At 48.7% G+C, this 25,527-nt stretch carries 19 protein-coding genes and 1 riboswitch; of the genes, 9 read left to right on the top strand and 10 right to left on the bottom strand.

Going from position 1 to position 25,527, the window contains the following annotated elements; all coding sequences use genetic code 11:
- Positions 1 to 122: 122 nt before the first annotated feature.
- Together BLS15_RS25535 and BLS15_RS25530 are read right to left on the bottom strand one after the other, a co-directional pair.
- On the bottom strand, positions 123 to 1,010 hold the full coding sequence (locus BLS15_RS25535) for a formate/nitrite transporter family protein (protein WP_021257268.1): 888 nt from the start codon (positions 1,008 to 1,010) through the stop codon (positions 123 to 125).
- A 299-nt stretch (positions 1,011 to 1,309) separates the two neighbouring features.
- On the bottom strand, positions 1,310 to 2,746 hold the full coding sequence (locus tag BLS15_RS25530; protein ID WP_021257269.1) for an NAD(P)/FAD-dependent oxidoreductase: 1,437 nt from the start codon (positions 2,744 to 2,746) through the stop codon (positions 1,310 to 1,312).
- A gap of 100 nt (positions 2,747 to 2,846) precedes the next feature.
- Positions 2,847 to 2,945, bottom strand: a riboswitch (purine riboswitch).
- Positions 2,946 to 3,269: 324 nt separating this feature from the next.
- On the opposite strand from BLS15_RS25530, the gene BLS15_RS25525 reads away from it, so the two are divergent.
- From BLS15_RS25525 to BLS15_RS25515, 3 genes are all read left to right on the top strand, one after another.
- Positions 3,270 to 4,535, top strand: a complete 1,266-nt coding sequence (locus tag BLS15_RS25525; RefSeq protein WP_021257270.1) for a LytTR family transcriptional regulator DNA-binding domain-containing protein — start codon at positions 3,270 to 3,272, stop codon at positions 4,533 to 4,535.
- Positions 4,536 to 4,797: 262 nt separating this feature from the next.
- Positions 4,798 to 5,652, top strand: a complete 855-nt coding sequence (locus BLS15_RS25520; RefSeq protein WP_021257271.1) for an ABC transporter ATP-binding protein — start codon at positions 4,798 to 4,800, stop codon at positions 5,650 to 5,652.
- A complete protein-coding gene (locus BLS15_RS25515; protein ID WP_090514452.1) occupies positions 5,649 to 6,362 on the top strand; it encodes an ABC transporter permease in 714 nt (237 codons plus the stop codon). Before BLS15_RS25520 ends, BLS15_RS25515 begins: the two co-directional genes overlap by 4 nt.
- Positions 6,363 to 6,495: 133 nt before the next feature.
- Here BLS15_RS25515 and BLS15_RS25510 read toward each other — a convergent pair whose 3' ends face one another.
- Both BLS15_RS25510 and BLS15_RS25505 read right to left on the bottom strand, forming a co-directional pair.
- A complete protein-coding gene (locus BLS15_RS25510; protein WP_090514449.1) occupies positions 6,496 to 7,359 on the bottom strand; it encodes an MgtC/SapB family protein in 864 nt (287 codons plus the stop codon).
- Between the two features lie 728 nt (positions 7,360 to 8,087).
- Positions 8,088 to 8,366, bottom strand: coding sequence for a hypothetical protein (locus tag BLS15_RS25505; RefSeq protein ID WP_021257274.1), 279 nt, complete (start codon positions 8,364 to 8,366; stop codon positions 8,088 to 8,090).
- 673 nt (positions 8,367 to 9,039) lie between these two features.
- Between BLS15_RS25505 and BLS15_RS25500 the strand changes: the two genes are divergently transcribed.
- Positions 9,040 to 9,252 carry a hypothetical protein gene (locus BLS15_RS25500; RefSeq protein WP_021257275.1) on the top strand — a complete coding sequence of 71 codons (213 nt, stop codon included), beginning with the start codon at positions 9,040 to 9,042 and terminating at the stop codon, positions 9,250 to 9,252.
- An 80-nt stretch (positions 9,253 to 9,332) separates the two neighbouring features.
- On the opposite strand, the gene BLS15_RS25495 is transcribed toward BLS15_RS25500, so the two are convergent.
- Positions 9,333 to 9,626 carry a YciI family protein gene (locus tag BLS15_RS25495; protein WP_090514446.1) on the bottom strand — a complete coding sequence of 98 codons (294 nt, stop codon included), beginning with the start codon at positions 9,624 to 9,626 and terminating at the stop codon, positions 9,333 to 9,335.
- Between the two features lie 281 nt (positions 9,627 to 9,907).
- Between BLS15_RS25495 and BLS15_RS25490 the strand changes: the two genes are divergently transcribed.
- The 4 genes from BLS15_RS25490 to BLS15_RS25475 all read left to right on the top strand — a co-directional run bounded on the left by BLS15_RS25490 (position 9,908) and on the right by BLS15_RS25475 (position 16,047).
- On the top strand, positions 9,908 to 11,293 hold the full coding sequence (locus BLS15_RS25490; protein ID WP_090514442.1) for a YjiH family protein: 1,386 nt from the start codon (positions 9,908 to 9,910) through the stop codon (positions 11,291 to 11,293).
- A gap of 284 nt (positions 11,294 to 11,577) precedes the next feature.
- The gene (locus BLS15_RS25485) at positions 11,578 to 12,873 is read left to right on the top strand and encodes an MFS transporter (RefSeq protein ID WP_021257278.1); all 1,296 of its coding nucleotides are present in this window, start codon (positions 11,578 to 11,580) and stop codon (positions 12,871 to 12,873) included.
- A gap of 406 nt (positions 12,874 to 13,279) precedes the next feature.
- On the top strand, positions 13,280 to 14,236 hold the full coding sequence (locus BLS15_RS25480) for a tetratricopeptide repeat protein (RefSeq protein WP_021257279.1): 957 nt from the start codon (positions 13,280 to 13,282) through the stop codon (positions 14,234 to 14,236).
- 473 nt (positions 14,237 to 14,709) lie between these two features.
- On the top strand, positions 14,710 to 16,047 hold the full coding sequence (locus BLS15_RS25475) for a TrkH family potassium uptake protein (protein ID WP_028533357.1): 1,338 nt from the start codon (positions 14,710 to 14,712) through the stop codon (positions 16,045 to 16,047).
- Positions 16,048 to 16,167: 120 nt separating this feature from the next.
- Here the strand turns inward: BLS15_RS25475 and BLS15_RS25470 are convergent, their stop codons facing one another.
- Positions 16,168 to 17,529 (bottom strand): nucleobase:cation symporter-2 family protein, encoded by a 1,362-nt coding sequence (locus tag BLS15_RS25470; RefSeq protein ID WP_021257281.1) that lies wholly within the window; start codon positions 17,527 to 17,529, stop codon positions 16,168 to 16,170.
- 286 nt (positions 17,530 to 17,815) lie between these two features.
- On the opposite strand from BLS15_RS25470, the gene BLS15_RS25465 reads away from it, so the two are divergent.
- Positions 17,816 to 18,793: an aromatic ring-hydroxylating oxygenase subunit alpha gene (locus BLS15_RS25465; RefSeq protein WP_021257282.1), complete on the top strand. Its 978-nt coding sequence runs from the start codon at positions 17,816 to 17,818 to the stop codon at positions 18,791 to 18,793.
- A 334-nt stretch (positions 18,794 to 19,127) separates the two neighbouring features.
- On the opposite strand, the gene BLS15_RS25460 is transcribed toward BLS15_RS25465, so the two are convergent.
- From BLS15_RS25460 to BLS15_RS25445, 4 genes are all read right to left on the bottom strand, one after another.
- Positions 19,128 to 20,468 carry a radical SAM/SPASM domain-containing protein gene (locus BLS15_RS25460; RefSeq protein ID WP_036592731.1) on the bottom strand — a complete coding sequence of 447 codons (1,341 nt, stop codon included), beginning with the start codon at positions 20,466 to 20,468 and terminating at the stop codon, positions 19,128 to 19,130.
- A 422-nt stretch (positions 20,469 to 20,890) separates the two neighbouring features.
- On the bottom strand, positions 20,891 to 21,379 hold the full coding sequence (locus tag BLS15_RS25455; protein ID WP_021257284.1) for a CcdC family protein: 489 nt from the start codon (positions 21,377 to 21,379) through the stop codon (positions 20,891 to 20,893).
- Between the two features lie 156 nt (positions 21,380 to 21,535).
- Entirely contained in the window at positions 21,536 to 24,154 is a 2,619-nt protein-coding gene (gene hrpB, locus BLS15_RS25450) for an ATP-dependent helicase HrpB (protein WP_090514439.1), read from the bottom strand.
- 100 nt (positions 24,155 to 24,254) lie between these two features.
- Positions 24,255 to 25,517: an MFS transporter gene (locus tag BLS15_RS25445; RefSeq protein WP_021257286.1), complete on the bottom strand. Its 1,263-nt coding sequence runs from the start codon at positions 25,515 to 25,517 to the stop codon at positions 24,255 to 24,257.
- Positions 25,518 to 25,527: the final 10 nt, after the last annotated feature.

The following is a 25,527-nucleotide window of genomic DNA, read 5'->3' as shown; positions in this document are numbered from 1 at the left end:
CCCGTGAATTCCTATGAAAAAAACGTCATATCGATGACGCAAAAAAGGCCTAGCCTCGATGGACTAGACCTTACCTATCTTCTTTTTCAACATCACTTGGCATGCTCTAATCCCAATACCCTCTAATGGACAGGTGCACTTGCACTTCCTGACGATGCCACCTTGCTTGCATTGCCCACTTCTTGCACATTCGTTGATGTGTTTGAGACACCTGCCGCAGCTGCCTGCTTCTGCTCTTGCTGCGAACGCAAATATACCATATAGTAAGCCCCTGCAACGAACACGACGCCTCCAACCAAATTGCCCAGCCATACCGGCACGAAGTTCGTCAAATATTGTCCCCAGCTAAAATGACCCTCAAAGATCGCAGCCGGAATTACGAACATATTCGCTACAACGTGCTGGAAGCCAATCGCAACGAACGCCATCGTTGGGAACCATATCCCCATGATTTTCCCACTGAAGCTCTTTGCTCCATAGGCAAGCCATACCGCTAGTGCAACTAACCAGTTGCAGCCAATCCCACTTACAAAGGCTTGAATGAAACTATCGTCCAGCTTATGCGCAGCCACATCTACCGTTTTCTGCAAATAAACGCCGGAACCAGTCAAACCAACCACGTGACCGAAGAAGTATGCCACGAACAGCGCACCTAAGAAGTTGGCAATCGTAATGACGACAAGATTGCGAATGACCTCTACCGTAGATATGCGTCCCTTCATCCGAGCAAGTGGTACAGCCATCATATTCCCTGTCAACAGCTCACCCCCTGCTAACAAGACCAGAATAAGACCAACCGGGAACAGCGACGCTCCAATTAGGCTATTGATGCTCCCCCATTCCGCAGGTGCTCCAGCTGTTACACGTATATATAAGAGATAACCAAGCGCAATAAATGCGCCGGCAAGGAATCCTAGAATCATCATGGCGGACAATGGGTTCTTCGCCTTAATCGTTCCGGTATCTACTGTCGCTTCCGCAATTTGCTGCGGCTTCAAATAACCTGACATCGACATGACCTCCTGCTTATGCTTATTTGGATGCAAGCCCCATCATTTCCAAGGCCACACCCCATCCGCACCTACTCAGATACGAATAATTCCAGTTGGAATGTCAGCTGAACAGGTTGCAAATTCATTGTAACGGAGCCCCAATTCCGATGTTGTGCATTTTATCACAAAGTATCTTTCAAATATTGTCCATTTTGCGTATAACCCCGTACATGACCGCTCTACGCAAAAAAGCCAGTAAGTCTCACGATCGACTCACTGGCCATAAGCTGTATATGTTGTTGACCTGCAATGTGAAATTATGCCCCGCGCTTTGCAACAATGCTCCGTGCAATGTGTACACCTGCAGCACCCGCTTGTGCGAGCCCACGCGTAATGCCCGCGCCATCTCCACCGCAGTACAAGCCATCAATTTCGGATTCCAATGTCGTATCCAGCTTCGGACGAGCGGAGTAGAATTTCGCCTCAACCCCATAGAATAACGTGTGCTCAGAAGCGATGCCTGGTGTTACGCGATCAAGCGCTTCAACCATTTCGATAAGGCTCTTCATCGTATTATACGGAAGCACAAGACCCAAATCTCCAGCAACAGCTTCTTTCAAGGTAGGCTCCAAGAAGCCCTCTTGGATGCGCTTCTCCGTGGAGCGGCGGCCGCGAATGATATCCCCGTACTTCTGAACGATAATCCCGCCTCCGGACAAATCATTTGCACGCTTGCAGATTTCACGAGCGTACTCATTTGGCTTGTCGAACGGTTCCGTGAACTTGTGCGAGACAAGCAATGCAAAGTTCGTATTCGCAGAACCAAGCTTCGGATCCTTGTAGGAGTGCCCGTTGGCACACATGATCCCACTGTGATTCTCGACCACGACATGGCCAGATGGATTGCTGCAGAAGGTACGCACTTGTGTGCCGACAGACGTGTTGAACACGAATTTCCCTTCATACAGGTGCTCGTTGATTTCGCGCATGACGATATCCGATGTCTCCACACGCACCCCAACGTCCACTTGGTTGTTGTACATTTTCAAGCGGCGCTTCTTCAATATCTCCGTCAGCCACGCAGAACCGTCACGTCCTGGTACGATGACCACTTGATCCGCTTCATGCTTCTCGCCGCTCTTCAGTTCAATCCCCTTCACAATATGGCGTCCATCCTGCTTCTCTGTAATCAGATCCGCTACTTCGGTCTTATAGGCCATATCGATACGAGTCTTCAAATATTCATAAATGGATTTCAAAATCTCCAAGTTCTGCTCAGTGCCCAGATGTCGAACTTGTGCGCGAAGCAGCTTCAAGCCAGCAGAATATCCAAGCTGCTCAATACGGCGAACCGTTTCTGTCGTTGGATCGGTAATGTCCGTCGTCGCTCCGTGCTCCAAGTTGATTGCATCTACATATTTAATCAAGTCCAGTACTTGCGAAGCTGGCAAGAAGTCTGTCAGCCAACCCCCGAACTCTGTAGTTACGTTAAATTTCCCATCACTATATGCCCCTGCTCCACCGAAGCCGTTCGTAATCGAACAAGCTGGAAGACAACCAGCAAAGTCCTTCTTCCCTGCCGCTGGAGGACACTTCTGAATCTTCTCCTCCAAAATCGGACAGTTGCGGCGATAAATATCATGTCCCTTATCTACAAGCAAAACCTTCAATTGCGGTGCCTTCAAAGATAATTCATAACAAGTGAAAATACCGGCCGGACCTGCTCCTACAACAATTACATCATATTTACTCATTGTTTCCTCCTCGATGCTCACGATGTCTCGGTCTATTTCTCTTCTATCCGATGAGCCTGCACCTATTTGGGCAAAAAAAATATCCCGTTACGTTCAGGTATGCCAAAGCATACCTACTCGTAGTCAGGAATTTACGGCTCCTGGTAGAGACCCCTAGACCTTATCTCTGGGATATACGAACAGGATAAACAAAAAAATGGCCAATCAATCCTTGCCACCCACTTCTGTGGGAGCAACCTTATTGTATCGAAATTTAGCGAACAAGTCAACATCATTCCCGCCCAATGTTCGTAAATTATTTATAAATATCATTTTTATTCACATTGGTAAATGACATTATGGTCGAAATCCGAACATTAACAACACCTCCCCTTGCTTAATGTCTTACTCTATCTCTCCCCCCAGCAAGGAAAGTACATATTAGTCAGGTTAATATCTACCCAAATCTAGGTTCTCGATATATCATTTACCTATATGATCTATCTCACAACAATGAATGGGCATACTGATTGGAGGTTCGCGTATGAACGCGCAGGAACCCCCCTACGGGGAAGGACTTATTATTGATAAGTTATATGTGACGAAGGGCAATTCCACACTGTTAGATGCGCTGAGCGTACAAATACATCCCGGGCAATGCATTGCAGTGCAAAGCAACCATATTACGGGACAGTTAATTATCGATCTGCTTATGAATCGAGCTAAGCCCTCTGCCGGCAGTGTAACCTGGCGTGGAGTGCCACTCTCCTCTGCCTCACTCGCCTCCAAGATCGGCTGGATTCGGCAGGGCGATCCCCTCTACGAGCGATTAACACCGAAGGATGCCCTTATCTTCTATATGAAGATGTATGGAGCCTACCATAAAGATCGACTTGAGCAGCTATTGAAGTTAACCGGTCTGCATGAGTGCGTGAATACACCGCTTGGCAAATGTACGTTATCTGAGCAGCGCCGATTCCACTTGGCGAGAGCCGCTGCTCATCGTCCGGAACTAATCGTCATCGAGGATCCCGAATTCCACATGGATTTGGAGAGCAGCTACCTGCTTCGGCAATGGATCAACACTATGTGCGAAGAAGGCGCTTCAATTTTCATGACCGTGCCTTCCTTAGAAAGCGCGCTTACGATGACCAATCATGTCGTTCGCTTAACACCATCGGGCTTCAAGTCCGTTATCATTGAGGATGAGGCACCTGAAACAGGGGCACTTCCGGAAGTTGAGATCATTGAAAATGACGAGCACACAACCGATGCTGTTCAGCAAGTGCTAGCAGCGGTAGCCGAAGATGGTGGACAAGAAGGCACCGGAACGACGGAGTCTCTGAATGAAGATGTTAGCAGCCTACCATCAACCAAGGACAAGAAGTCCACAATACAAGCCGCTGAGAACGAAGAGGATGAGCCTGAATCCTCTTCAGCTGGAGCTGGACAACGCTTCGTCCCTCAAATCAGCTTCGATAAGATTCCAGCGCGCATCGAAGACAAAATCGTGCTTATCGATCCACTGGAACTGAATTATATTGAAAGCCAAGACGGGGCTTCCCAGCTTCATATGCATTCGGGTTCCCTCCCCTGTACAATGACGCTGACGGAACTGGAGCGCAAGCTTAAGGCATTCGGATTTTTCCGCTGCCACCGTTCTTACTTGGTCAACCTGCAGCGTGTACGCGAGGTCATTATTTGGTCGCGCAACAGCTACAGCCTCGTCCTCGATGATGAGAATAAGAGCAAGGTACCACTCTCCAAGAATAAATATGAAGAAATGAAGGCCATTATGGGGATCGGATAATTCATCGACTGCGCCATTCATCAGGAAAGCTGTATTATCCACTCTCTCATTGGCTCCATTCCCCCCGCGAAATGCTCCATTCAACCTCTGGAGCACTCTATTCGCGGGGTTTTTGAGGTGATGATCACCCTTTCGCGATACGATAAGGATGTCGACAGGGACGGCAGCGCAGCAATGAGCCGACTCAGCCGCAAGCGAATAATAGCGGCACCGGCTTTCACATCGTACACAATATCATTTATATAAAGCGAGGGTCACTCACATGGAACCAATTATCGAAGTAAGAGCAATGACCAAGACATTCGGCAATAAGCAAGCCATCAAGCCAATTGACTTCACAATTGAACGCGGTGAAATCTTCGGATTTCTGGGACCTAGCGGCTCCGGCAAGACAACAACCGTTAAGATACTGACTGGTCAACTGCTTCCTACGTCAGGCACAGCCCGCGTATTTGGCGTAGACATCGCAAAGATGAAGGATTCGGAACGCCAGCAGCATCTATCTCGCATCGGCATATTGACGGATAACAGTACCTTGTACGATCGGCTCACCATTGAAGACAATCTTGTATTGTTCTGCAAGTTGTATAATGTGCCAACGAGCCGAGTACAGGAAGCGCTGGAACAGGTTAACTTAACGAATGAACGCAAAACGGTTGTTAAACAGTTGTCCAAAGGGATGAAGCAGCGGGTAACACTCGCACGCGCCTTGCTCCATAAGCCCGATGTTTTGTTCTTAGATGAACCGACATCTGCTCTTGATCCAACAAATACAAAACGAATTCATGAGGCGCTGCGCGAACTTAACCGCATGGGCACAACCATTTTCCTGACGACACATGACATGGAAGAAGCAGAATCGCTGTGCGATCGCATTGCATTCCTCCATAATGGATGCATTGCTGCCATGGATACACCTCAGCAGCTGCGGCTAGCCCATATGGATCATGGCATTACGGTTGTTACAACAGATGGAACCCACACCGTTGAGCGCGACGAGAGTGGAGCCAAGCGCATTCATGACTGGATGGCTTCCGGCAAGCTAGTATCGATCCATTCGAACGAACCGACATTAAGCGATATTTTCATTAAAGTGACTGGAGGCGTATTACAATGACATTTTCGATAAATCGTGTATCTGCAATGATTCAGAAGGAATGGAAAGACGCTCTAAAGAATCAAATGCTTTTAATCACTGCCGCTTTGCCGCTTATTTTCGCTTTTATGTTCAGCAAAGGAGAAGCCAGTGATGGCGCCACTCTTCTGATGATGCCAGTTAATATGGCGCTGCTCATGACCTGTTTATTTGTTCAATCTATGATCGTTGCGGAAGAGAAGGAGAAGCATACGCTGCGCGTACTGATGTTGTCCCCTGCCAAGCCGATCGAAGTATTGCTGGGCAAGAGCGCAATCTCCGTATTCTTGACCGTATGTGCGCTTGTCGCAACATTTCTGATTGCAAATACACCAGTTCTTCCGCTTGTCGGTCTTGTTATGCTGATTGTACCAAGTCTTATCATGTATGTAGCATTCGGAACTCTTACCGGTTTACTTTCCCGTACGATGATGGAAACTTCTTTTGTAGGTATGCCGCTGATGATCATCTTCTTGATGGGGCCAATGTTCAAGTCTATCTTTAATAGCACCCTGGTAAATACGATTGTGGATTACTTGCCAACATCTCAATTGTCAGCAGCAGCCGAGAAACTGTGGGATGGACAAGGAACATCATCCATTTTAATCCATACTGGCATCATCTCCATCTGGATGGCTGCAGCGATTATCATTACATTGATTGTATATCGCAGCAAGCGTTACGACGCATAATGAGCTTGTCCGACAGGAACACCATTATTTCCCGAGAAATATACGGCGGCTTTCTACTCAAGCTGCAACACGAACAGCACAGCCCTGGAAGAGTACACGCTCTCGGCTGTGCTGTCTTTGTGTGATGCAGGTATTACTTGGATTGCTCTTCTACAGATTGACCCTCCTGCTTGCGTTCGAACAAGTCGCTAAGACCCCATCTGCTCTTCTCCGCGGTCGATTCATCGATGCCAAAATGCTTCACAGCCCTCACGCACGGCTCAGAAAGCAGCTTCTCCAGCAGCTTATCGATATGCCATGTACGGCATTTCAATGTTACCTGCAGCAGCACACAGCAATAGCTATCTAGTTCACTTGATTCCTCTACTAGTGGATAGACGGTTACTCTAGCCTCCGCTCCTCGATCCACAGGTTCAATGGAAATGTCCGATATGGCAATGTTCTGTTCCTTCAGAATAAATAGAACCTTCCCGATATGGCGCGGTCCGTCCGCAATAACAAGTGCAAGCTGCCTTACAGAGGCTGATTTCGAGAAGAGCGAGAATTTTTTCTCCAGCTTGTTCAACATGAATAAGCTGAAGAATGCTGTAAATGCGGTCAGTAGCGCTCCGTAGTAGAAGCCTGCTCCAACCGCCAAGCCTATCGCGGCAACTACCCATAAAGAGGCGGCAGTCGTTAGTCCTGATACGGTCATGCCCGTCCTAAGTATCGTTCCCGCACCAAGAAATCCGATCCCACTAATCACTTGAGCTGCTAGCCGGGCAGGGTCCATGCGTACATTCGTTTCATAAATAAAGCTTGAAAAGCCGTAACTCGACAACATCATAATGAGCGCAGAACCAAGACAAACGAGAATATGCGTACGGAATCCAGCCGCATGCTCCCCAAATTCGCGCTCCAATCCAATTGCTCCGCCCAACACAACGGCAGTGACGACACGCAGGGTAAGCTCCAGCATGCCGATTTGCCATACTTCTGGATGAACGCCTAATTCCATAATTCGTATCAGCCTCATTCGTAGATGCCCTGTTCCAACCGCAGATCAAATAGTGGAGAATGAGTATGGGCACATTGTTATTATTTTTTGTAAGCGCTTCCTATAAGAGTTTTGTTAACTCCTCTCACCCCCGCACTACATCTGGATGCAGCTTCTCAAGCAATATCCATGTTGAACATCATCGTCTCTTCGAATAAACCTTAGAGTTCCTGCTCCATATAAGTAAGGCTGGAAAATCGAGTATATAATCTGGATTATATGCGCTTGTCACCAAAGTAGAACGAATCGTTTATTATTCTTCATTCGATAACATGACACTTGAAGCTATGAAGCGGTTCATACATTCGCAGTCCTATTGTTGCGTATTTTCTCGTCTATTAAATTCCTTTTTCTCCCATGTTAGAATAATATTGATCATAAATTATCGAAAAATGAGAGAAGGTGTCTTATTGGATGGTACAAATATTGTCCATAGGTGAACTCATCCACACGTACAGACACAAGCAAGGCATGGCGTTGTCCCAATTAACAACATTGACAGGTATACATAAAGCCATCATATCCAAAATCGAAAACGGCGAGGTCAGGCGACCCAAATGGATTTACAGAAGCATTTACGATGACGTCAGAGTGCACAACCACGGGGATTTTTCTTTTTCTTACTGTTGTTCAGATTTGCGCATTTTAGCATAGACGGACTAATATTGGAACAACGAGAGATTATACTCTCACTTACAAAAAATTCTTGTTGTTACCTGTTTAACTGTATTTCGTACCAAAAGTAGAGTGCCATACACGATAAAGACATTTACCGCATATAAATCAAGCCTCCATGAACATTCTACTGCATTTCTCCATAAAAAAACTTCACTTGCATGACCTAACGGCTCCTTTGGACCATAAAAAACAAAGGGAACCGGAAATCCTAATTGTTTGCCATTATTTCCAATTAGTAATAATAGAATAGGCAAGATCAAGCTAACAACAAAAATAAATTTACTTTTCATCAACACAATCTCCTTTTTACCATTGAAATTTACATATACACAAAAAATTAGGAGAGTATTACATGTCTAAAAACTTACTTCATTGTTTTTTCACTAGTACCGATTTTTTTACTGGCAAGTTCTGCGTTTGCTGAAGAAGGAAAAAATGTTTTAACGTTCGAGCAGAAGGAGCAATTGAAGGATATTGAAAAAAAGTATACGGCGATGTTGAAATTTTCTTTCCTGATTCTATTGGATCAGAACAGTTATCCTTGAACTCTACCGATTCTTCGGAAAGAATGAAATTCAATTCCGTAGAAGAACTTGAAGCATTGGAGACATTAGTACTTTGGGGTCATCTCCATTATATACTGGACATGTCAAATGGTATGCAGCTTTATTGGGTGGAACGTTTTCTTGGAAAAACATCGTTTATAAGTATGAAGTTAATTTTGACAGAGACGGTAATGGGTACATGAGCAGAATTTATGATGTTACTTCTTACTTAAGCCTATGCAGCTCAGCGCTTCTGCTCTACTGCTCCCCTGTTCGTTATTTCAAATATGTTTCCATCCCCCCCTCCTATTGCTCCTTTCAACCGACAAAAGACACTTTTCAACCGGAATATAAGGAATGAACATATAGATGCCTATAGAATAAGGGTATCAAATCAATCGAGGGGACGTTGAAACAAATGATGAAGAAGCAAAATGAAAAGAACACTTGGACTTGGAGCGCATTGAAATCGAAGAGAGCATTTTGGTTATATTCCGGAATCGCATTAGGTGCGGTTTTGGGTCATCTTACTAATAATCTGGGTACATTCGTGGCTGTTGGCTTATGTACCGGTGAGGCCATGTGGAAGACGTATCAGAGACAAGTTAGCACACAGCATGCAGAAGGATAAGCTGTACATAAATGAAGCGAGACTGCCGAACACGGCGAACGGTCTCGCTTTTTTAGTGTTATCAGCCCTGCTTAACCGCCTTATTTCTGAAATAAGCGCGCTTGCAGGCTCGCATCTGCCTTCGTAGGACGGAAGGCAATATAATGATATTTCGCCACACCATGTACATAGAAAGGATCCTGCTCGATATAGGAGCGAGCTTCCTCCTCTGTCTGCGCATCAACGACGATAATTCCGCCTGTACGAGGCTCCTTCGGCCCGGATAGCAGAAATACACCGCTCGAATAATGCTCGTCCAAAAAGGCACGATGGGCATCCAAATGTACATCCACATCGCTCATCGGCTTCGTATAGCTTAGCTCTACAACATACATGCTTGTACTCCTCCCTGATCTGCTTCATACATAGAAGCAGCCGATGCATCAAGTATTTCGCACGAACCGAATGAAGTCAAGAACTGCTCTGTTGACTCCTAGGTATACCTCGCAATGAATGACTTAGAAGAGATTATCAAAACATAGAAAATACAGGTGTGCTGCACCTTATTTTATTGTCACTTTTTGCTAACCATTCAACTCTTGGAATTCAACTCTATTTGTATTAAAGTAAACGATGTTGCATAAATATACCGCACTCCAAGGAGACTTATTTATACATGATAGCTAAGAACGACAACAATCAGCAAGATCCCTTGCATTCCCAGCAATTGAATATGGGTGGTCTGCTGCATTTCGCAATTCCATCCTTGCTCGGATTGTTCCTCTTCGTCATTCCGATCCCATGGAATGGTGAAGTGACCGTACCCATTGCATTTCTGGCCAAGCTCATCGGACAATGGCTTGCGCCGTGGCTCCCGCTTGCCGCTACAGTCATCATTGTATTGGCGTGGCTGGGGACGGCTTATACTTACTTGCGGAAACCGGCTAATCTGCTGCAACTGCCATTATGGAAGGCGCTGTTCGCCATCTCTCCCTTCTGGTTCGCTGCACGGACGGTAGGCATGATATTTGCCTTCATCACCTATTTCCAGATTGGGCCTGAATGGATATGGTCGGAGCATACTGGAGGCATGCTGCTTACGAGCTTGATTCCAGGCTTGTTCGTCGTATTTATGCTCGCTGGCCTGCTCCTGCCGCTATTGGTTGATTTCGGACTGCTTGAATTTTTCGGTACGCTTATGACCAAGATTATGCGGCCTATCTTCACCTTGCCGGGCCGTTCTTCCATCAACTGCATGGCATCATGGCTTGGCGACGGTACAATCGGAGTCATGATGACAAGCAAACAGTACGAGGCTGGGTACTATACAAAGCGTGAAGCTGCCGTAATCGGCACAACATTCACAGCCGTATCTATAACTTTCAGCTTCATCGTTTTAAGCAACGTGAACCTGGCGCATATGTTTCTTCCGTTCTATGTGACGGTCACATTAGCTGGCATGATCGCAGCCATCATTATGCCGCGCATACCGCCGTTGTCGCGCAAGCCAGACACGTATGCGCCAGGTTCAACCCCAGCAGAGGATGAATCGATCCCATCTGCATGGAGCCCTTGGCAATGGGGACTTCGTCAAGCGGTAAGCAAGGCACGACAACATGAAGGAGCCGGTTCCTTCATGCGGGAAGGCTGTAAAAATACGATTGACCTATGGATTGGCGTGATTCCCGTTGTTATGGCCATCGGCACCATCGCCGTAGCCATTGCAGAGTATACCCCAATCTTCCAATGGCTCGGCGCACCGTTCATCCCGATTTTGCAGCTGTTGGGACTCCCCGAAGCAGCGGCGGCTTCGCAGACGATATTGGTTGGATTCGCGGACATGTTTCTGCCTACGGTGCTGGGTTCTGGCATCGAAAGTGAGATGACCAGGTTCGTCATTGCCGCTCTATCCGTCACGCAGCTCATCTATATGTCTGAGGTAGGTGGATTGCTGTTAGGCTCCAAGCTGCCTGTTAATATGAAGGATCTATTTATTATTTTCCTGCTCCGTACGTTAATTACATTGCCGATTATCGCAATCGCTGCACATCTACTGTTCTGATTGTGAAAATCTAAGATATGGCTCTGTCTTGCGAGATATTTTCTAATTTTCTCCAAGATAAGGGCCATTTTCTATATTGCAACAATGATCAAAAACGATTATCGTTACATCATTCCATCCTTATGACAATCGTTCACCTTAGAAATAGATTTTCTCTCACCCTTGAAACTTCATCTTATTAGAACTATGAACCACCGGCTGAGCCGACAAGGCAGCTCTTTCGCCTGATTTCCAATGTCGATCACTGCTCTGCTATGGATTCGCCTCAGGAAAGGAGTTCTTCCATGGACAACAAATCATCTTCATCATCTATTGCAGCATCCTCACAGGGACATTCGCCATCACGAACGGAGTCCCCAAGCTTGGAGCCAAAAGCACATCTTCAAGCGGACACCATATTCCGCATTCTGCTTGCGATCAGCTTCGTTCACTTGTTCAATGATTCGATTCAGGCTGTTATTCCAGCAATCTTCCCTATCCTCAAGTCATCGATGAATCTTACATACGCCCAGATCGGTTGGATCTCCTTTGCGATTAACGTGACTGCCTCCCTGCTTCAGCCTGTGGTTGGGTATGCTGCGGATCGCAGACCAACACCTGCACTGCTTCCTATTGGCATGTGCTTCACCTTCGCTGGTGTATTGCTGCTTGCCTATGCACCGAATTATATTCTGGTGCTGCTTGCCGTTGTGCTCGTCGGCTTCGGATCAGCCGCCTTCCATCCAGAAGGGATGAGAGTAGCCCATATGGCTGCCGGCGCCCGCAAAGGGCTGGCCCAATCCATCTTCCAAGTTGGCGGCAATGCAGGGCAATCCCTTGCACCGATGCTGACCAAGTGGATATTCATCCCCTTCGGACAATCAGGCGCGCTCGTATTTACATTCGTTGCAGGGGCAGGTATCGCGGTACAAACCTATATTGCACGCTGGTATCGAGCTATGCTCGATAGCGGTTATGCATTCAAGAAGCGGCACCAGGCACGCACGATGGATCCATCGAAGCGCAGCCGTATTCAATCCGCTACAATTATTTTAGTTGTGCTCGTCTTCGCGCGTTCGTGGTACACTGCCGCCATTGGCAGCTATTATTCGTTTTACTTGATGGAAGCCTATCATTTGACGCTCGATGATGCGCAAATTTATATTTTCTTATTCCTCGGAGCAGGGGCAGTGGGAACATTCTTCGGCGGTCCGCTTGCTGATCGTTTTGGAAGACGCAATCTTATTCTAGCATCGATGCTCGGCACTGCTCCCCTTGCCCTTGTACTGCCTTATCTGCCGCTGTTCTGGGCCGGTGTTGTGCTCGCGATTACAGGATTCATCCTCTTATCCAGCTTCTCGGTTACCGTAATATACGCGCAGCTGCTGCATCCCGGCAACATCGGAACCGTATCGGGGCTAATTACGGGATTTGCCTTCGGAATGGGCGGGATTGGCGCATTGGCACTTGGTTATTTCATTGATACATGGGGGATTGAAGCTGTAATGATCGTGTGTGGATTCCTCCCCTTAATCGGCCTCCTGACTTGGATGCTGCCAAGCGACAACACGCTCCATCAATGGGCAAAAGAAATATCGTAGCATGTCGTTATCAGCTCCAATGAACAACACACCTCTTATGTCCCGATGCTATCCGGCACTTGATCGAACAGGTGCTGGGTAGCATCGGCTATTCGTGCAAATTCACCCTTTGAACCTTCCCTTGCAGCAAATCGAATTTAATATTATTAGAAAATGGAAGCCCGCTTCCCCTTGCCCCAGACGCGATGTAGGTCTACAATATTGTCAACTTCACTTGAGGGGTTATTGCCATTCATTGCAGTCTAAGAGACGATGTCCTCCCATAGATAAGTGAAGGAATGAACCCGAAACCGGACACATAACGATGAGGACTGATTAGGTATGCACGTCAATCCATCATTTCAACAATCATGGATTTGCAATGCAATACAGACAACAATGGAGTACATCATGGAGGTGATGGAGGATGCCACAAGTAGACAATGAGGAACGAGAACAAGCCACGGTGAATGAACAGCCGAGTGAGACCGCTGAAGAGCAAGCCACAGCTGAGGAAGTAGAGGCTAGAGTCCGTCTCCAAGAGGCGATTCATCACGTGAATGAATTATATCAGAAGCAGAGATACCAAGAAGCACTGGAGGAAGCGATGCGTCTGCAGCAGCAGTATCCAGAGCACCCGACCGTCATGGCGCTGACAGCAGTCGTCCATAAGCCTGTCGCACCCGATCAAGCGCTCTATTGGGCCTCTGAAGCGTTGAAACGCGATACAAGACTGCCTGATGCCTGGCGCGTGCGCATGTCCATCTATTACGAGCGTCAAGAATGGCCAGCCTTCGAGACTGCTGCGAGGCAGCTTGCTGCGGTAACTGAGGAAGATCCTACGCCTCATCTGCTGCTTGCACAGTACCAGCTGCGCAAAGGCGCACTGGATCAAGCTCTCCTGTCGCTGGAACGCAGCATTGACATCGAGCCTGCCGGCATTGCTTACGCTACCTATAGCTATGTACTGGCGCAATTAAAGCGTTATCCAGAATCCCGCGAAGCAGAACGCAATGCATTAGCATGGCAGGAAAGACATTCCTACACGCTTATGCAGCTTGCTTGGGCAGCGGATCAGCGCGGTGAGCCCGAACGCGCCATGCAATTCATGCAAGATGCCATACGTCTTAATCCTGAAGATAATCAGGTAAGAGTAGAATATATGGATGCCCTGCAGAAATCTCACCCTTGGTTCCGCTTCGTATGGTGGCCTGCGCAGATGCTGCAGAAGCTGTCTCCATGGATTTTAGTCATATTATGGGCTGCATTTGCAATTATTCAACCCACATTGCTTATCGCATTTATCGTGCTTCATGTATCGACATATTGGATTAGCCGCGGATTCGTAAATTGGAAAGTATACGGAAAATTATGGGTGTCTTGAGCGGCACCCTACTCTCCTTAAACCCTCGACAGCATGCCATCCCATCATTTGAGCACATAAGATAACATCCGAACAACGCTCCACACCTAAGTACATGCTCATAACTCAAGCGGCTCGATTTAAAACGTTAGTCCGAATGCAACCCGTTTCCTCATTTCTCTTTGACCCGATAAGCACTCTCCCAGTGCCTCTCCACAGCGTCACCTTCTCTTCACTTTCCCATTCAGATCTATCACGTCTCGACCCCTTATGAACTCACTTCGCCGACTGCTCAACTGCCCTTGCAATGCTCTTTATAAAATAGGAAAATGTTCGTAAATGAAAATCGACCATTTACATCCACTCTGGGGAACGATATACTAGTGAACGTTTTGGAAAATGATCGACTCGAATGATGATCCAACGTACGCAAGATATTGAAACAGGATTCGATCCTTCCTCACTACTTATTTATGGCTAAAGGAGACGTTCACATGACTTCATGGAGAAAACGGACGATGCATTGGACGCCTGCCCGTGTGCTGGTTCTTGGTTTTTTGTCCATTATCACAATCGGGACATGCATCTTGATGCTGCCGATATCATTGGCAGCTGGACACTCCCTTTCCTTCATTGATGCCTTGTTCACCGCTACTTCAGCGGTATGCGTAACCGGTCTGGTTGTTGTTGATATTGGGACAACCTACTCTGCATTTGGACAAGGCGTAATTATATCACTCGTACAAATTGGCGGCATCGGCTTCATGTCCGTGGCCCTGCTCTTCTATCTCATGCTCGGCAAGCGCATTTCCTTGCGGGAACGCCTTATTTTGCAGGAGTCGATCAACGCAAATAGCATGGAAGGCATTGTACGGACCATTCGCCGCGTGATTATATTTGTTTTTATCATCCAGGGAACGGGAACCATTATACTGACATTGCGCTGGGCATTCGACATGCCGCTGCTGCAATCCTTCTATTACGGACTATTCCATTCGATCTCCCTATTCAACAACGGGGGATTCGATCTGTTCGGTTCCAGCTTCCAATTGCATGTTGATGATTTCGTAACGAATGTAGTTGCCATCTTCCTCGTGCTATCTGGCGGACTTGGCTTCATCGTACTTGCAGAATTGTATGAATTTCCGAAATCGCGACGATTGACGCTGCACTCGAAGGTGGTTTTGTCCATGACCGGTATTCTGGTCGTCGCAGGAGCTATCTTCATCTTTATCTTCGAGTTCCAGAATGCATACACGCTAGGATCGCTCAATTGGGACGGCAAAATATACGCTTCCTTCTTCCAGTCCATCTCCGCTCGTTCCTCGGGAACGACAACGGTAGATGTGTCTCATATGAAGCAGGTCACACAGTTCGGTCTTATTATTCTTATGTTCATCGGCGCCTCTCCAGGCTCTGCAGGCGGCGGAATTAAGACGACGACGTTCGCTATCCTATTGGCCGCCGTATATGCGATGCTGCGTGGACGCGAAGATGCGGTGCTGTTCCGTCATCGGCTTGCTAAGGATCAGATCATCAAAGCGTTGACGATTATCTTCCTTGCCATCTTCATGGTGCTCGGTGTATCCATGCTGCTGGCGATAACGGAAGATCAGCCGTTTATTACCTTGCTTTTCGAGACAGTGTCCGCTGTAGCAACAGTAGGATTGTCTATGGGGCTTACACCTGAAATGTCGGCATTCGGCAAGTTCGTCATCTGTGCCACCATGTTCATCGGCCGGATTGGTCCAATGACACTCGCCTATGCGCTCGGCAACCGCAAGGAACAGTCTCTGTATCGTTATCCAGAGGGCAAGATCATGATCGGATAGAACAACACAGCAAAAGGCAGCAAGCATCGCTTGCTGCCTTCTTTATTTCTCTGTATATATGACTACTATTGAATTACGCAAAACGTACTTCAGATTGAACCATAAGCACACAAGGTTCTACTAGGCCGTCTGTTCCCCGCCAGAACCCACCCCAGTAGATTCCGCCACTCCCTTCTTCTTGCCGCTTGGGATGACCAAATTCAGAATCAATGCCGCCAGCGCCCCGACAGTAATACCGGAGGACAATACGTATACCGCGAAATCAGGCAGACCCGTCAAGGCGCCCTCAGGAAGTACAGTTACAGCCATCGTAAGCAGGATTGGCACACCAATAATCATCATCGCACGCTCATCCAAGTCAACGAATTGAATAACCTTCAATCCATTCACGACAATGGCTACACAGACAACACCGAATATGCCGTTAATAACCGGCTCTGGAATGCACGTAATCGCTGCGGACAGCTTCGGCATCAGACCAAGCGCTATCAAGATACCGCCGCCTGCCATAATTGCCATCCGGCTTCCTACGCCTGTAACCGCGATCAGTCCTGCATTGGAAGAATAGCCTGTCATTGGCGTTCCTCCGAACAATGCCCCAACGAAGCAGCCTAGCCCTTCCCCAGCCGCAGCACGGTTCAAGCGCTCATCTGTGAGTTCCTTGCCTGTAATGGAAGAAATAACGAACCACGTTCCTGTTGTTTCAATCAGAATGATGAAGTAGACGAACATCATCGTCATAATCGCACTGAGATTGAATTCAGGCGCACCGAATGGGAAAAAGCTAGGAATCGAAAATGCGTCAGCCTCTGCTACCCGTGAGAAATCAACCTTGCCAAACATGGATGCAAACAGCGTACCCGCGACAATAGCCACAATGACCGAAATGAGGCGCGATACCGTACCCAGCTTCTTCGATTGCCGTCCAAGAAGCATACAAACAATAAGAATCCCCGCTGATACAGCAGCGATGAGAATATTCGTCCACAAGTCGCCTTCTGCACGATAAATATTGTTCATTCCCGTTGGCATCAAGGAAATACCGACAATCAGTATTACGGTTCCCCCTACCAGCGGTGGAATCATACGGCGTACAGCCTTCGCGAACCATTTCATCGGCATGCCGAGCAGCATCATGAGCAATGCCCCCGGTATTAAGCTCCCTGTCATGGCCCCTAATCCAAGCTTGCTTCCAATCGCCCCCATCGCGCCGATAGGCACATAGGACGGCCCCTGTACGACTGGCAGCCGCAAGCCGAAGCCCGTTTGGATTAAGGTCGCAATTCCTGTTCCGATAAAGCACATTTGAATAAAGAATGATGTGTCAGTTGCATTTAGTGACAGCAAGCCTGCAATAATGATCGGTGCGATGTACAAATCCATAGCCAACACGTGCTGGAGTCCTAATAAAAAGGCCTTCCCGGCGCCAATCTTATCATCCACCCCAACGACAAGCGTGTTCGACTTCGCTGATTGTTCCATGTGTGCTCATTTCCCCCCACGTATGCTGTAACGTTCGTTATGATTTTGATCACACCCTGATTATAGAGGGAACATTTCATTTTGTATAGACAAATTACGAATATTAATTATTAATATTTAATTATTGTTCGTGTTTTATATTGACTCGCTCCAATATATTTCCTAAAATAGTTGTGTAAATAGCAATAATACGAAGATTTCTTGTATTTCATCCAATAGATTAAGAACATTACATTCGGATTCAGCTATGGATACCCGGATCATTAAAAAGGAGACTGTCTACATCATGATCGTAAATGATGCCGTATTGCGTAATGAATGGATTGTTGCTTGCCGTGCACAGGATGTGCAGGAGAAGCCGCTGCAGGTGCTGATAATGGGAGAGCGTGTTGTCATTTTCCGGACAGAAGAAGGCGTGCATGCGTTCAAGGATTTGTGTGTGCATCGCGGGGCTGCGCTGTCGCTAGGCTGTGTGAAGGATGGGAAGCTTGTCTGTCCGTATCATGCATGGGAGTTCGAGGGCTCCGGCGCTTGTTCACGCATTCCACAGCTGCCAACGGATCAAGCCATTCCGAAGAAGGCGCATGCGATTACGTACGGTTGTGAGGAGCGCTATGGCCTTATTTGGGTCAATCTCGGCAACACGGATACACCATGGTTCCCATTTGAAGAGTTCGGTGCCGAGGGCTGGCGCAATGTGATATGGGGACCGCAATCCGTAGAAGCCAAGCCGCCGCGCATTGTAGAAAACTTCCTAGATGTTGGTCATCTCGCTGTCGTCCATGAGGGCTACTTAGGCGTAGAAACGCACACAGAGATTGGAGATTACCGGGTTAATCGTGTACCGGAGGGCATCCGTTCCGAGGAGATTGAAGTATTTCAGCCCGATCCAGACGGTTCCGGTCAAGCGAAGAATGTCTATTATACGTACGAGATTGCCCGTCCGCTTACAGTGAAGTTCACGAAGCGCGATAAGGAGACCGGACATCTCATGTCCATTCTGCTTACGGTGCAGCCGAAGGATGCAACGACCTCTGTAGCTTACGGGGTTCTGTCCTTCAGTTATGATCCGGGCCTATCAGACGAAGAGATCGTAAAGTTCCAAGACATGATATTCGCGCAGGACAAGCCAATCGTAGAAAATCAGAAACCAGAGGATCTGCCGCTTGATTTGCAAGTCGAGCTGTCACTGAAATGCGACCGTGTCAGCATCGCCTACCGCCAATATCTGAAAGAGCTTGGTGTTGTGTGGGGAACGGCGTAATGTAACCGGAATGTTGAGATGTCTATCCTTTCATGCCTTGTTGCGATTAATTCTTGTTGCAGGGAAATAGAGAAAAGCCTGGGAGTGGGGTTCCCAGGCTTTTAGCGTTACATACAATCGCAGCATTTCTGCTGTGACAAACATAAGCTTAGACATATGAATATGGATTAGCTCAAGCTTCCAGGTACAGACTTGGACAAGCGTCCAGTCTTGATGGATGTTGGCTTCGCTGCTGGCGAATCACTTTCACTTTCTTACTCACCTCCTTGCGATCATTGGATGTTCAGCATATGCAAGACCCGCTGTCAGAATGACAAGGCCTAGGTCGCTATTGTTATTGAATAGCTGACATGTGCTCTACAGATTGAAGCCAAATCGTACGCAGCACCTGCTTAATCTGCCGCTTCTCATAGGAGCATGGCCGCTCGCCTGACCGCATCCGATATAAAGGGCAGTGATTGCCCTGACAGGCTGGGCGGAAGAAGCAGGATTGACAGTTCTCATCTGTTTCTTCACCGGAAGTGGTCCAGACGGCCATTTTGTCCATATCAAGCTCTAATGTCCCATCTCCATGAATACACCCTAATTGATTGTTCGCTTGTTCAAGTGCTACCGAGCACTTATACAAATTGCCATCTGATCCGACAATCATCGAGTTCGGCTTCGCCGCATAGCAGACCGCCCCTGTCGGCAGCAAAATGTCCTTAATGAAGGAGCTTACTTGCAAGCCTGCCTGGATAGCTTCTTCATTCAATGCCCATATCTCCTTATCCTTAGTGCGGGCATCACATACCGAGAGCATCAGATCATTCTCTCCCCCCATGCAGCCGACTGGACGAAAGTAGACGGAGAACCGCTTGTCATCGCCGAACAAGTCATGCAGCACAGGGATGAATGCATGAACCGCATCCAGATTGCTATTGTCAAAGTTCACACGAATATTAATCTCGAATGGGCGCTTCACCTGCTTAAGCGAGAGCAAATTCGCAATGATGCGCTCATAGGTATCTCCGCCCCCAAATAATCCTCTTCGCGCATTGTGCACTTCAGCAGGGCCATCAATCGTAACCATGTACCGATCAATATGTAAATCTAACAGTTGTTCGAACAGCTCCCGTGTTAAGTAATATCCATTCGTGGATATTTCCGCTTGATAAGCAACATCGTATTTGTCGCAAACATCGATGAACGCGGTCGACAGCTGCTCGATCACATGCGGAGCAAGCAGCGGCTCACCCCCATGCCAGCTGATGGTCAAGAAGTTGAGCGTCTTGGCCCGCTGCTCCATATAGGCGATTAATCCCTCTACGACTTCGTCCCGCATATTGCCCCGTGGGAAGTATTCGTAACAGTAGTTGCAGCGGAAGTTGCACGCTTCTGTTACAAGCAGCACCAAATGCATCGCATCAAGCTGGTGCATCGCCTGATGAAGGAACTGTGCGCGCCGCATCTCGTCCGTGTAAGCCGGAACAAGGAAGCCATGCTCCAATAAATCGCGATAGACGGCATTGTTCGGTTCCACCTCAGCCTGTCCCGGCCGCAGCCAAGACAGCACTCGTGTCTGTTCTTCCGCAGAGAACGAAGCAATTGCTCCAGAATAGCTGTTATATAGTACGAGCCCTCCATCATCAACCTTAGTCTGCGCATTGAACCGTGAAGGACGCCAAGTCACCATTGGCTGACTAGAAGAAGCCTTGTCAGCTGCATATTGGCTATTACAATGAGTGGTTGAAGTTGAAGCTCCTTGTGAACAGGTAGAGGCGCCCTCATTGTTTTCTGAATTCGGCTCTTGTTTCGCGCAAGCCGCACCCTGATAAGGCTGCTGCATGTTAGATGAGGAAGCTTGCCGAGAAGTATGTTGTGAGTCTTGTTGTGCCATGTCGTAATCCCATCCTTTTTCCTGTTAGCACACGTGCTTCTAGTCCTTCCATGATGACGCTCAGCACACAACAGGACAATGACACCCGTCACGTACTCGTGGATAGATACTCAAATCCAGCTATCATCCGTCCGTTTAACACAATGCAAAAAAGCTGCACCCAACCTTATTCCATGAAGGCGGGTACAGCTTCTTATTTACCTTAACCTCAACAATTGTTACTGCTCCACTCTCTCTGCCATCAGCTTCTTATACTGCATCATCATAGCCAAGCGCCATGGAAGCAGCATGCCGAATGCCAGAATGAAGAACATGGACGCACTCTGTGAGATTGACACATACTGCTCCACAACATCATGCAGAATGAGCCGCAGTACGAGCAATCCAACAATGACGACAATGAACATATTCGATCGCTTCAAATATACTTCCTCGCCAATTCGTTCGAACCGGGAGGTGCGAATAAGCGGATAGGCGAAGATCAATGCCCCTGCGAGGAAAGCTCCGATCGCCCATAGCCACGGTATACGCATCGCAGGTATTATGAACATACCGAATCCAGTTGCCATACCGATAGGCGGCATGATTATCTTCTTCATTGAGGTCGGCTTGTTCGCCGCACGCAGACGCAGTACGATTACCCCCGTCCCCGCACACAAGGACACAATCAGTGACATCAACTGTGATGACACGAGTGCATGTGACATGCACCATCACCTCCACTAAGTACAAGCCTATAGTTATCGTTATTACTACCTACTATTCATTAGACCCGTTGGTCATTTCCTGTATGATCTATTATATCGAATTTTATATTCACATACCAATAGCCAGTGAGGGATCTTAACATTGCATACCCAAGTCTATTTCTTATCCGGAGCCGGTCTGGTGCGCCGGGTCGCAATCGCCTCTAGAGGATTATCCGGCCAATAATGTTTGGGATAGCGCCCCTTCAAATCCTTCTTCACGTCAAAATAAGTCGTCGCCCAAAAGCTGGCCAAATCCTGCGTTACCTGTACAGGCCTCTGTGCTGGCGAGAGCAAGTGCATCGTCAGTGCCACTCGTCCGCCCGCAATGCGCGGCGTATCGTGCAGGCCGAATACTTCCTGCAGCCGTACAGCCAGCAGCGGACGATCAGGATCTTGATAATCGATCGCAATGCGCGAACCGCTGGGCACTGCAATATGTGTCGGCGCCTCCTTATCAAGCTGCTGGCGCTGTTCCCACGTCAGCATCGACTCGAAGACCGTCGTAAGGCTAAGCTTGCCAAGTTCATCACGACTGCGCATACCGTATATATGCGGGCCTAGCCACTCCTCCAAGGTGGCTAAGAGGGCTTCTTCACTGGCATCCGGCCATTCCTCAGGCAGGTGCCGGTGCATGAATTGGAGCCTCGCCTGCCACTGGCGCGCCGGCTTCGTCCATGGCAGGAGGGCAAGCCCCTCTTGGACGATGCCTTCCAGCAAGGCATGCTGCACCGCATCTGCATCAGGTGCGCTATGCGGCATATCCTTAAGCGTGAGCGCCCCTAGACGAACGCGTTCCCGAGCTCGAACCGACTGGGTCGTCCGATCCCAAGCAATCAGGTCTTCCCGTGTAAACTCGCTCGCGAAGTAACGCTCCAGCACCGCCCTGCCAAGTGACGCTGCAAGCACAATTCGACCATCGGTGCCAGCATCGTCAAGCTGCACCGCCACAATATAAGGCGACTGTGCCAGCAGGCTTCCGCTTGCAGCAGCTTGCGTAAAGGCCGCGCCACGTCCATTGCGCAGCAAGTAGCGCCCATCTGAACGACGCTCGGCAATCCGATCCGGATAAGCGAAGGCAGCAAGCAAGCTACATGCATCCTCGTCGGCCAAATCCACATTGCGCTGTACTTGTTGCTTATCATCCTGTCCCATACGGAAGGCCAGTCTGTACTGCTTCGCCTGCTCATGAATCCGTCGCAGCACACTCTCATCGACATCCCCTTGACGAGAATGACGTGATGGTGAATGTGTTCCTAACGTCAACAGTTCCATGCGCAGTCCTAAATCGGGGTTCAACGCTGCAGGTGTCTGTCCCGCTTGCCCGAATCCCCCCCTTGAGTTAGCACTGCTACCACTATGGCGAATGACATCCCGCTCCTCCAGCAGCGCAGCTAGCGTACATGCTGCTTCTCCCAGTCCAAGCTCCATCCCCTTCACGATCATATGTGCGAAGCGAGGATGAAGCCCCAACTTGGCCAGCGTACGACCGTGCGAAGTCAGTGTGCCGGACTCGGACAGCGCTCCGAGCTGAACGAGCAGTTCTTCCGCTTGTTGCAGTGCTGCAGGAGGCGGCGGAGTCAGCCACTTCAGATCAGATGCCTCCGTCCCCCATGCAGCCAGCTCCAATGCTAACGAGGCGAGATCAGCCACAAGTATCTCCGGCACATGATGTGCAGGGAGCTGTCTCTCTTCTTCTCTCGTCCACAATCGGTAACAGACCCCAGGCCCAAGACGACCCGCACGACCGCGGCGCTGATCGGCTGAGGCACGTGACACCGGAACCGTCTCCAGCCGCGTAAGGCCTGTCCGTGGAGAGAAGCGCGGCACACGCATCTGACCGCTGTCGATCACGATCCGGACTCCTTCCACAGTTAGACTCGTCTCTGCTATGGCAGTAGCCAGCACGATCTTGCGCATCCCATTCGTTGAGGGGCTAATCGCAGCATCCTGTGCAGCCGCTGACAGCTGTCCATATAATGTGGCAATATATGCACGTTCATTCCACCCGTTCTTCGTCAACTCCTGCTCCAGAGCAGTCTGCACGCGCCGAATCTCCCCCGCTCCAGGAAGGAATACCATGATGTCTCCTTCATGACGATGAAGCGCCAGCATAATCGTCCTTACGATTCGCAGCTCAAGTGAAGTATCTTCACGCCGTTCAGCATATATCGTCTCGACCGGATAACTGCGGCCCTTGCTAACCACTATTGGCGCTCCTCCTAGCATGGCCGCGACTGGTTCTGCCTCAAGCGTCGCCGACATCACGAGGATACGGAGATCCTCGCGCAAGACAGATTGTGATTCGGCGGTGAGGGCCAAGCCGACATCTGCATGCAAATGCCGCTCATGGAATTCATCGAATATAACGAGTCCTACCCCTTCCAAGGAGGGATCCTCTTGGAGCATGCGAGTCAGAATTCCCTCCGTAATGACCTCAATGCGCGTCTTTTCACTTATGCACGTATCCAAACGTACGCGATATCCTACTGTCTCACCGGCCTGCTCACCCAGTGCACGAGCCATGTAGCGTGCAGCAGAACGCGCTGCAATACGCCGCGGCTCCAGCATGAGAATCCGCAGTCCTTGGAGCCATGACTCATCCAGCAGCGACAGCGGTACACGGGTCGTCTTCCCCGCACCTGGCTCAGCTACCAATACCGCCCCTGTATGGCTGCTCAGCGCCGATTTCAATTCTGGCAATACATCATCTATCGGTAAATGATTCCCGCTCATTTCCATCCTCCATACGATAAAAAAGCTGTCTCATCCATCATAGACGAGACAGCTTCCCTACATCAAGATTATCGAAAATACACTTCATTGATTCCGATCATCAATTATTATATACGCTCTTGCCGTTAGCCTTCATCGTCTGCGCTGGTTCTACTCCGCTCATGCTTATGGAGAAGGTCTGCTTATGGCGGCGCTTCAGCAAGCTCAAGCCGAACACGGCTGATACAATGATCACGCTGATGACAATGAGCGAGGACGACACTGGCAGCGCATCCGTCAGCACTCCTCCAGCGATTGGTCCAAGCATCATCCCCGCCGCATGAATCATATTGAATAGGGCATACGCCACCCCATAATCACCGCCCGATGAATCGCCATCCACGATGGCACCTAATGTTGGCAATGTCGGCGAAAGCGTAAATCCTACTGCTGCCCCTACCAAGCAGCCTGCCATCATCAATAGAGTCACATTGCCTGCAAATGCGATTAATGGTAACGTGAGCGCCAAACCAACAAGCCCTATTAGCATGAGTCGGAAAGGATTATGCTTAGCTGTAAGTGTTCCCGCTATTGGAGCGATCATTCCATAGCTCAGTGTCATGACACCGAACAGCATGCCAAGCGCAAGCGGAGACATCTGGAATTGCTCAGTAACATAGACCGGAAGGAGCGGCTCCAGCATCGTCAATGTCGTCTCAGCAAGCAGGATAATCGAAGCAACGAACAGAATCGTCCGATGCCGCAGCAGGGAGAACGTGCCTCCTCCTTCGGCCTGACGCTCCTCTCTGACAGGTTCGCGCAGTGCAAACACGACAATGATCGAAATAACTGCCGTCAATGCTGCTGCGAACCAGAATGGCGTATGGTGATCGCCAATCTCAAACAACCAGCCTCCAATTGGAGCTCCGAGCAGGGAGCCCGATGATATCCCTGTCATGGCAAAGCCCATTGCCGCTCCGCGTACCGGCCCAGAGAACAGATCAGCCAGCAGCGCCATTGCTGCTGTCCATGACGCAGCCGCAGCTAAGCCTTGCAGGAAGCGAGCCGTAATGAGCATTGCCGTCGTTTGCGAGAATACGAACAGCATGGTAGATATCATCATGAACACAAGACCCGTTAAGATCGTCTTGCGTCTGCCAAATTTATCTGCAACCCGCCCGAAAAAAGGCGTGGTAATGAACAGAGCTGCTGCATAACTGCCGAACAGAATACCAAGTGTGGTCGAAGACATCGCATACTCGGTTGTAAAATACGGCACGACTGGAATGAACAAACTGTACAACAACATGTCAATAAATAAAATACCGATAACGAGCACGAGGCCAATCCACTGTGCGCGACTAATCTGCCTCATGAAAGACATAATCCCACTC

Origin of the sequence: Paenibacillus sp. cl6col (assembly GCF_900102125.1) — a bacterium.
Taxonomy (GTDB): Bacteria; Bacillota; Bacilli; order Paenibacillales; family Paenibacillaceae; genus Paenibacillus_B; species Paenibacillus_B suaedae.
This window is presented reverse-complemented; position numbering and strand designations above follow the sequence as displayed.

Excerpts from the sequence above, each read along its gene's own strand:
- BLS15_RS25535 (WP_021257268.1), bottom strand. The coding sequence starts at position 1,010 with ATGTCAGGTTATTTGAAGCCGCAGCAAATTGCGGAAGCGACAGTAGAT.
- BLS15_RS25530 (WP_021257269.1), bottom strand. The coding sequence starts at position 2,746 with ATGAGTAAATATGATGTAATTGTTGTAGGAGCAGGTCCGGCCGGTATT.
- BLS15_RS25525 (WP_021257270.1), top strand. The coding sequence starts at position 3,270 with ATGAACGCGCAGGAACCCCCCTACGGGGAAGGACTTATTATTGATAAG.
- BLS15_RS25520 (WP_021257271.1), top strand. The coding sequence starts at position 4,798 with ATGGAACCAATTATCGAAGTAAGAGCAATGACCAAGACATTCGGCAAT.
- BLS15_RS25515 (WP_090514452.1), top strand. The coding sequence starts at position 5,649 with ATGACATTTTCGATAAATCGTGTATCTGCAATGATTCAGAAGGAATGG.
- BLS15_RS25510 (WP_090514449.1), bottom strand. The coding sequence starts at position 7,359 with ATGGAATTAGGCGTTCATCCAGAAGTATGGCAAATCGGCATGCTGGAG.
- BLS15_RS25505 (WP_021257274.1), bottom strand. The coding sequence starts at position 8,366 with ATGAAAAGTAAATTTATTTTTGTTGTTAGCTTGATCTTGCCTATTCTA.
- BLS15_RS25500 (WP_021257275.1), top strand. The coding sequence starts at position 9,040 with ATGATGAAGAAGCAAAATGAAAAGAACACTTGGACTTGGAGCGCATTG.
- BLS15_RS25495 (WP_090514446.1), bottom strand. The coding sequence starts at position 9,626 with ATGTATGTTGTAGAGCTAAGCTATACGAAGCCGATGAGCGATGTGGAT.
- BLS15_RS25490 (WP_090514442.1), top strand. The coding sequence starts at position 9,908 with ATGATAGCTAAGAACGACAACAATCAGCAAGATCCCTTGCATTCCCAG.
- BLS15_RS25485 (WP_021257278.1), top strand. The coding sequence starts at position 11,578 with ATGGACAACAAATCATCTTCATCATCTATTGCAGCATCCTCACAGGGA.
- BLS15_RS25480 (WP_021257279.1), top strand. The coding sequence starts at position 13,280 with ATGCCACAAGTAGACAATGAGGAACGAGAACAAGCCACGGTGAATGAA.
- BLS15_RS25475 (WP_028533357.1), top strand. The coding sequence starts at position 14,710 with ATGACTTCATGGAGAAAACGGACGATGCATTGGACGCCTGCCCGTGTG.
- BLS15_RS25470 (WP_021257281.1), bottom strand. The coding sequence starts at position 17,529 with ATGGAACAATCAGCGAAGTCGAACACGCTTGTCGTTGGGGTGGATGAT.
- BLS15_RS25465 (WP_021257282.1), top strand. The coding sequence starts at position 17,816 with ATGATCGTAAATGATGCCGTATTGCGTAATGAATGGATTGTTGCTTGC.
- BLS15_RS25460 (WP_036592731.1), bottom strand. The coding sequence starts at position 20,468 with ATGGTGACTTGGCGTCCTTCACGGTTCAATGCGCAGACTAAGGTTGAT.
- BLS15_RS25455 (WP_021257284.1), bottom strand. The coding sequence starts at position 21,379 with ATGTCACATGCACTCGTGTCATCACAGTTGATGTCACTGATTGTGTCC.
- hrpB (WP_090514439.1), bottom strand. The coding sequence starts at position 24,154 with ATGAGCGGGAATCATTTACCGATAGATGATGTATTGCCAGAATTGAAA.
- BLS15_RS25445 (WP_021257286.1), bottom strand. The coding sequence starts at position 25,517 with ATGTCTTTCATGAGGCAGATTAGTCGCGCACAGTGGATTGGCCTCGTG.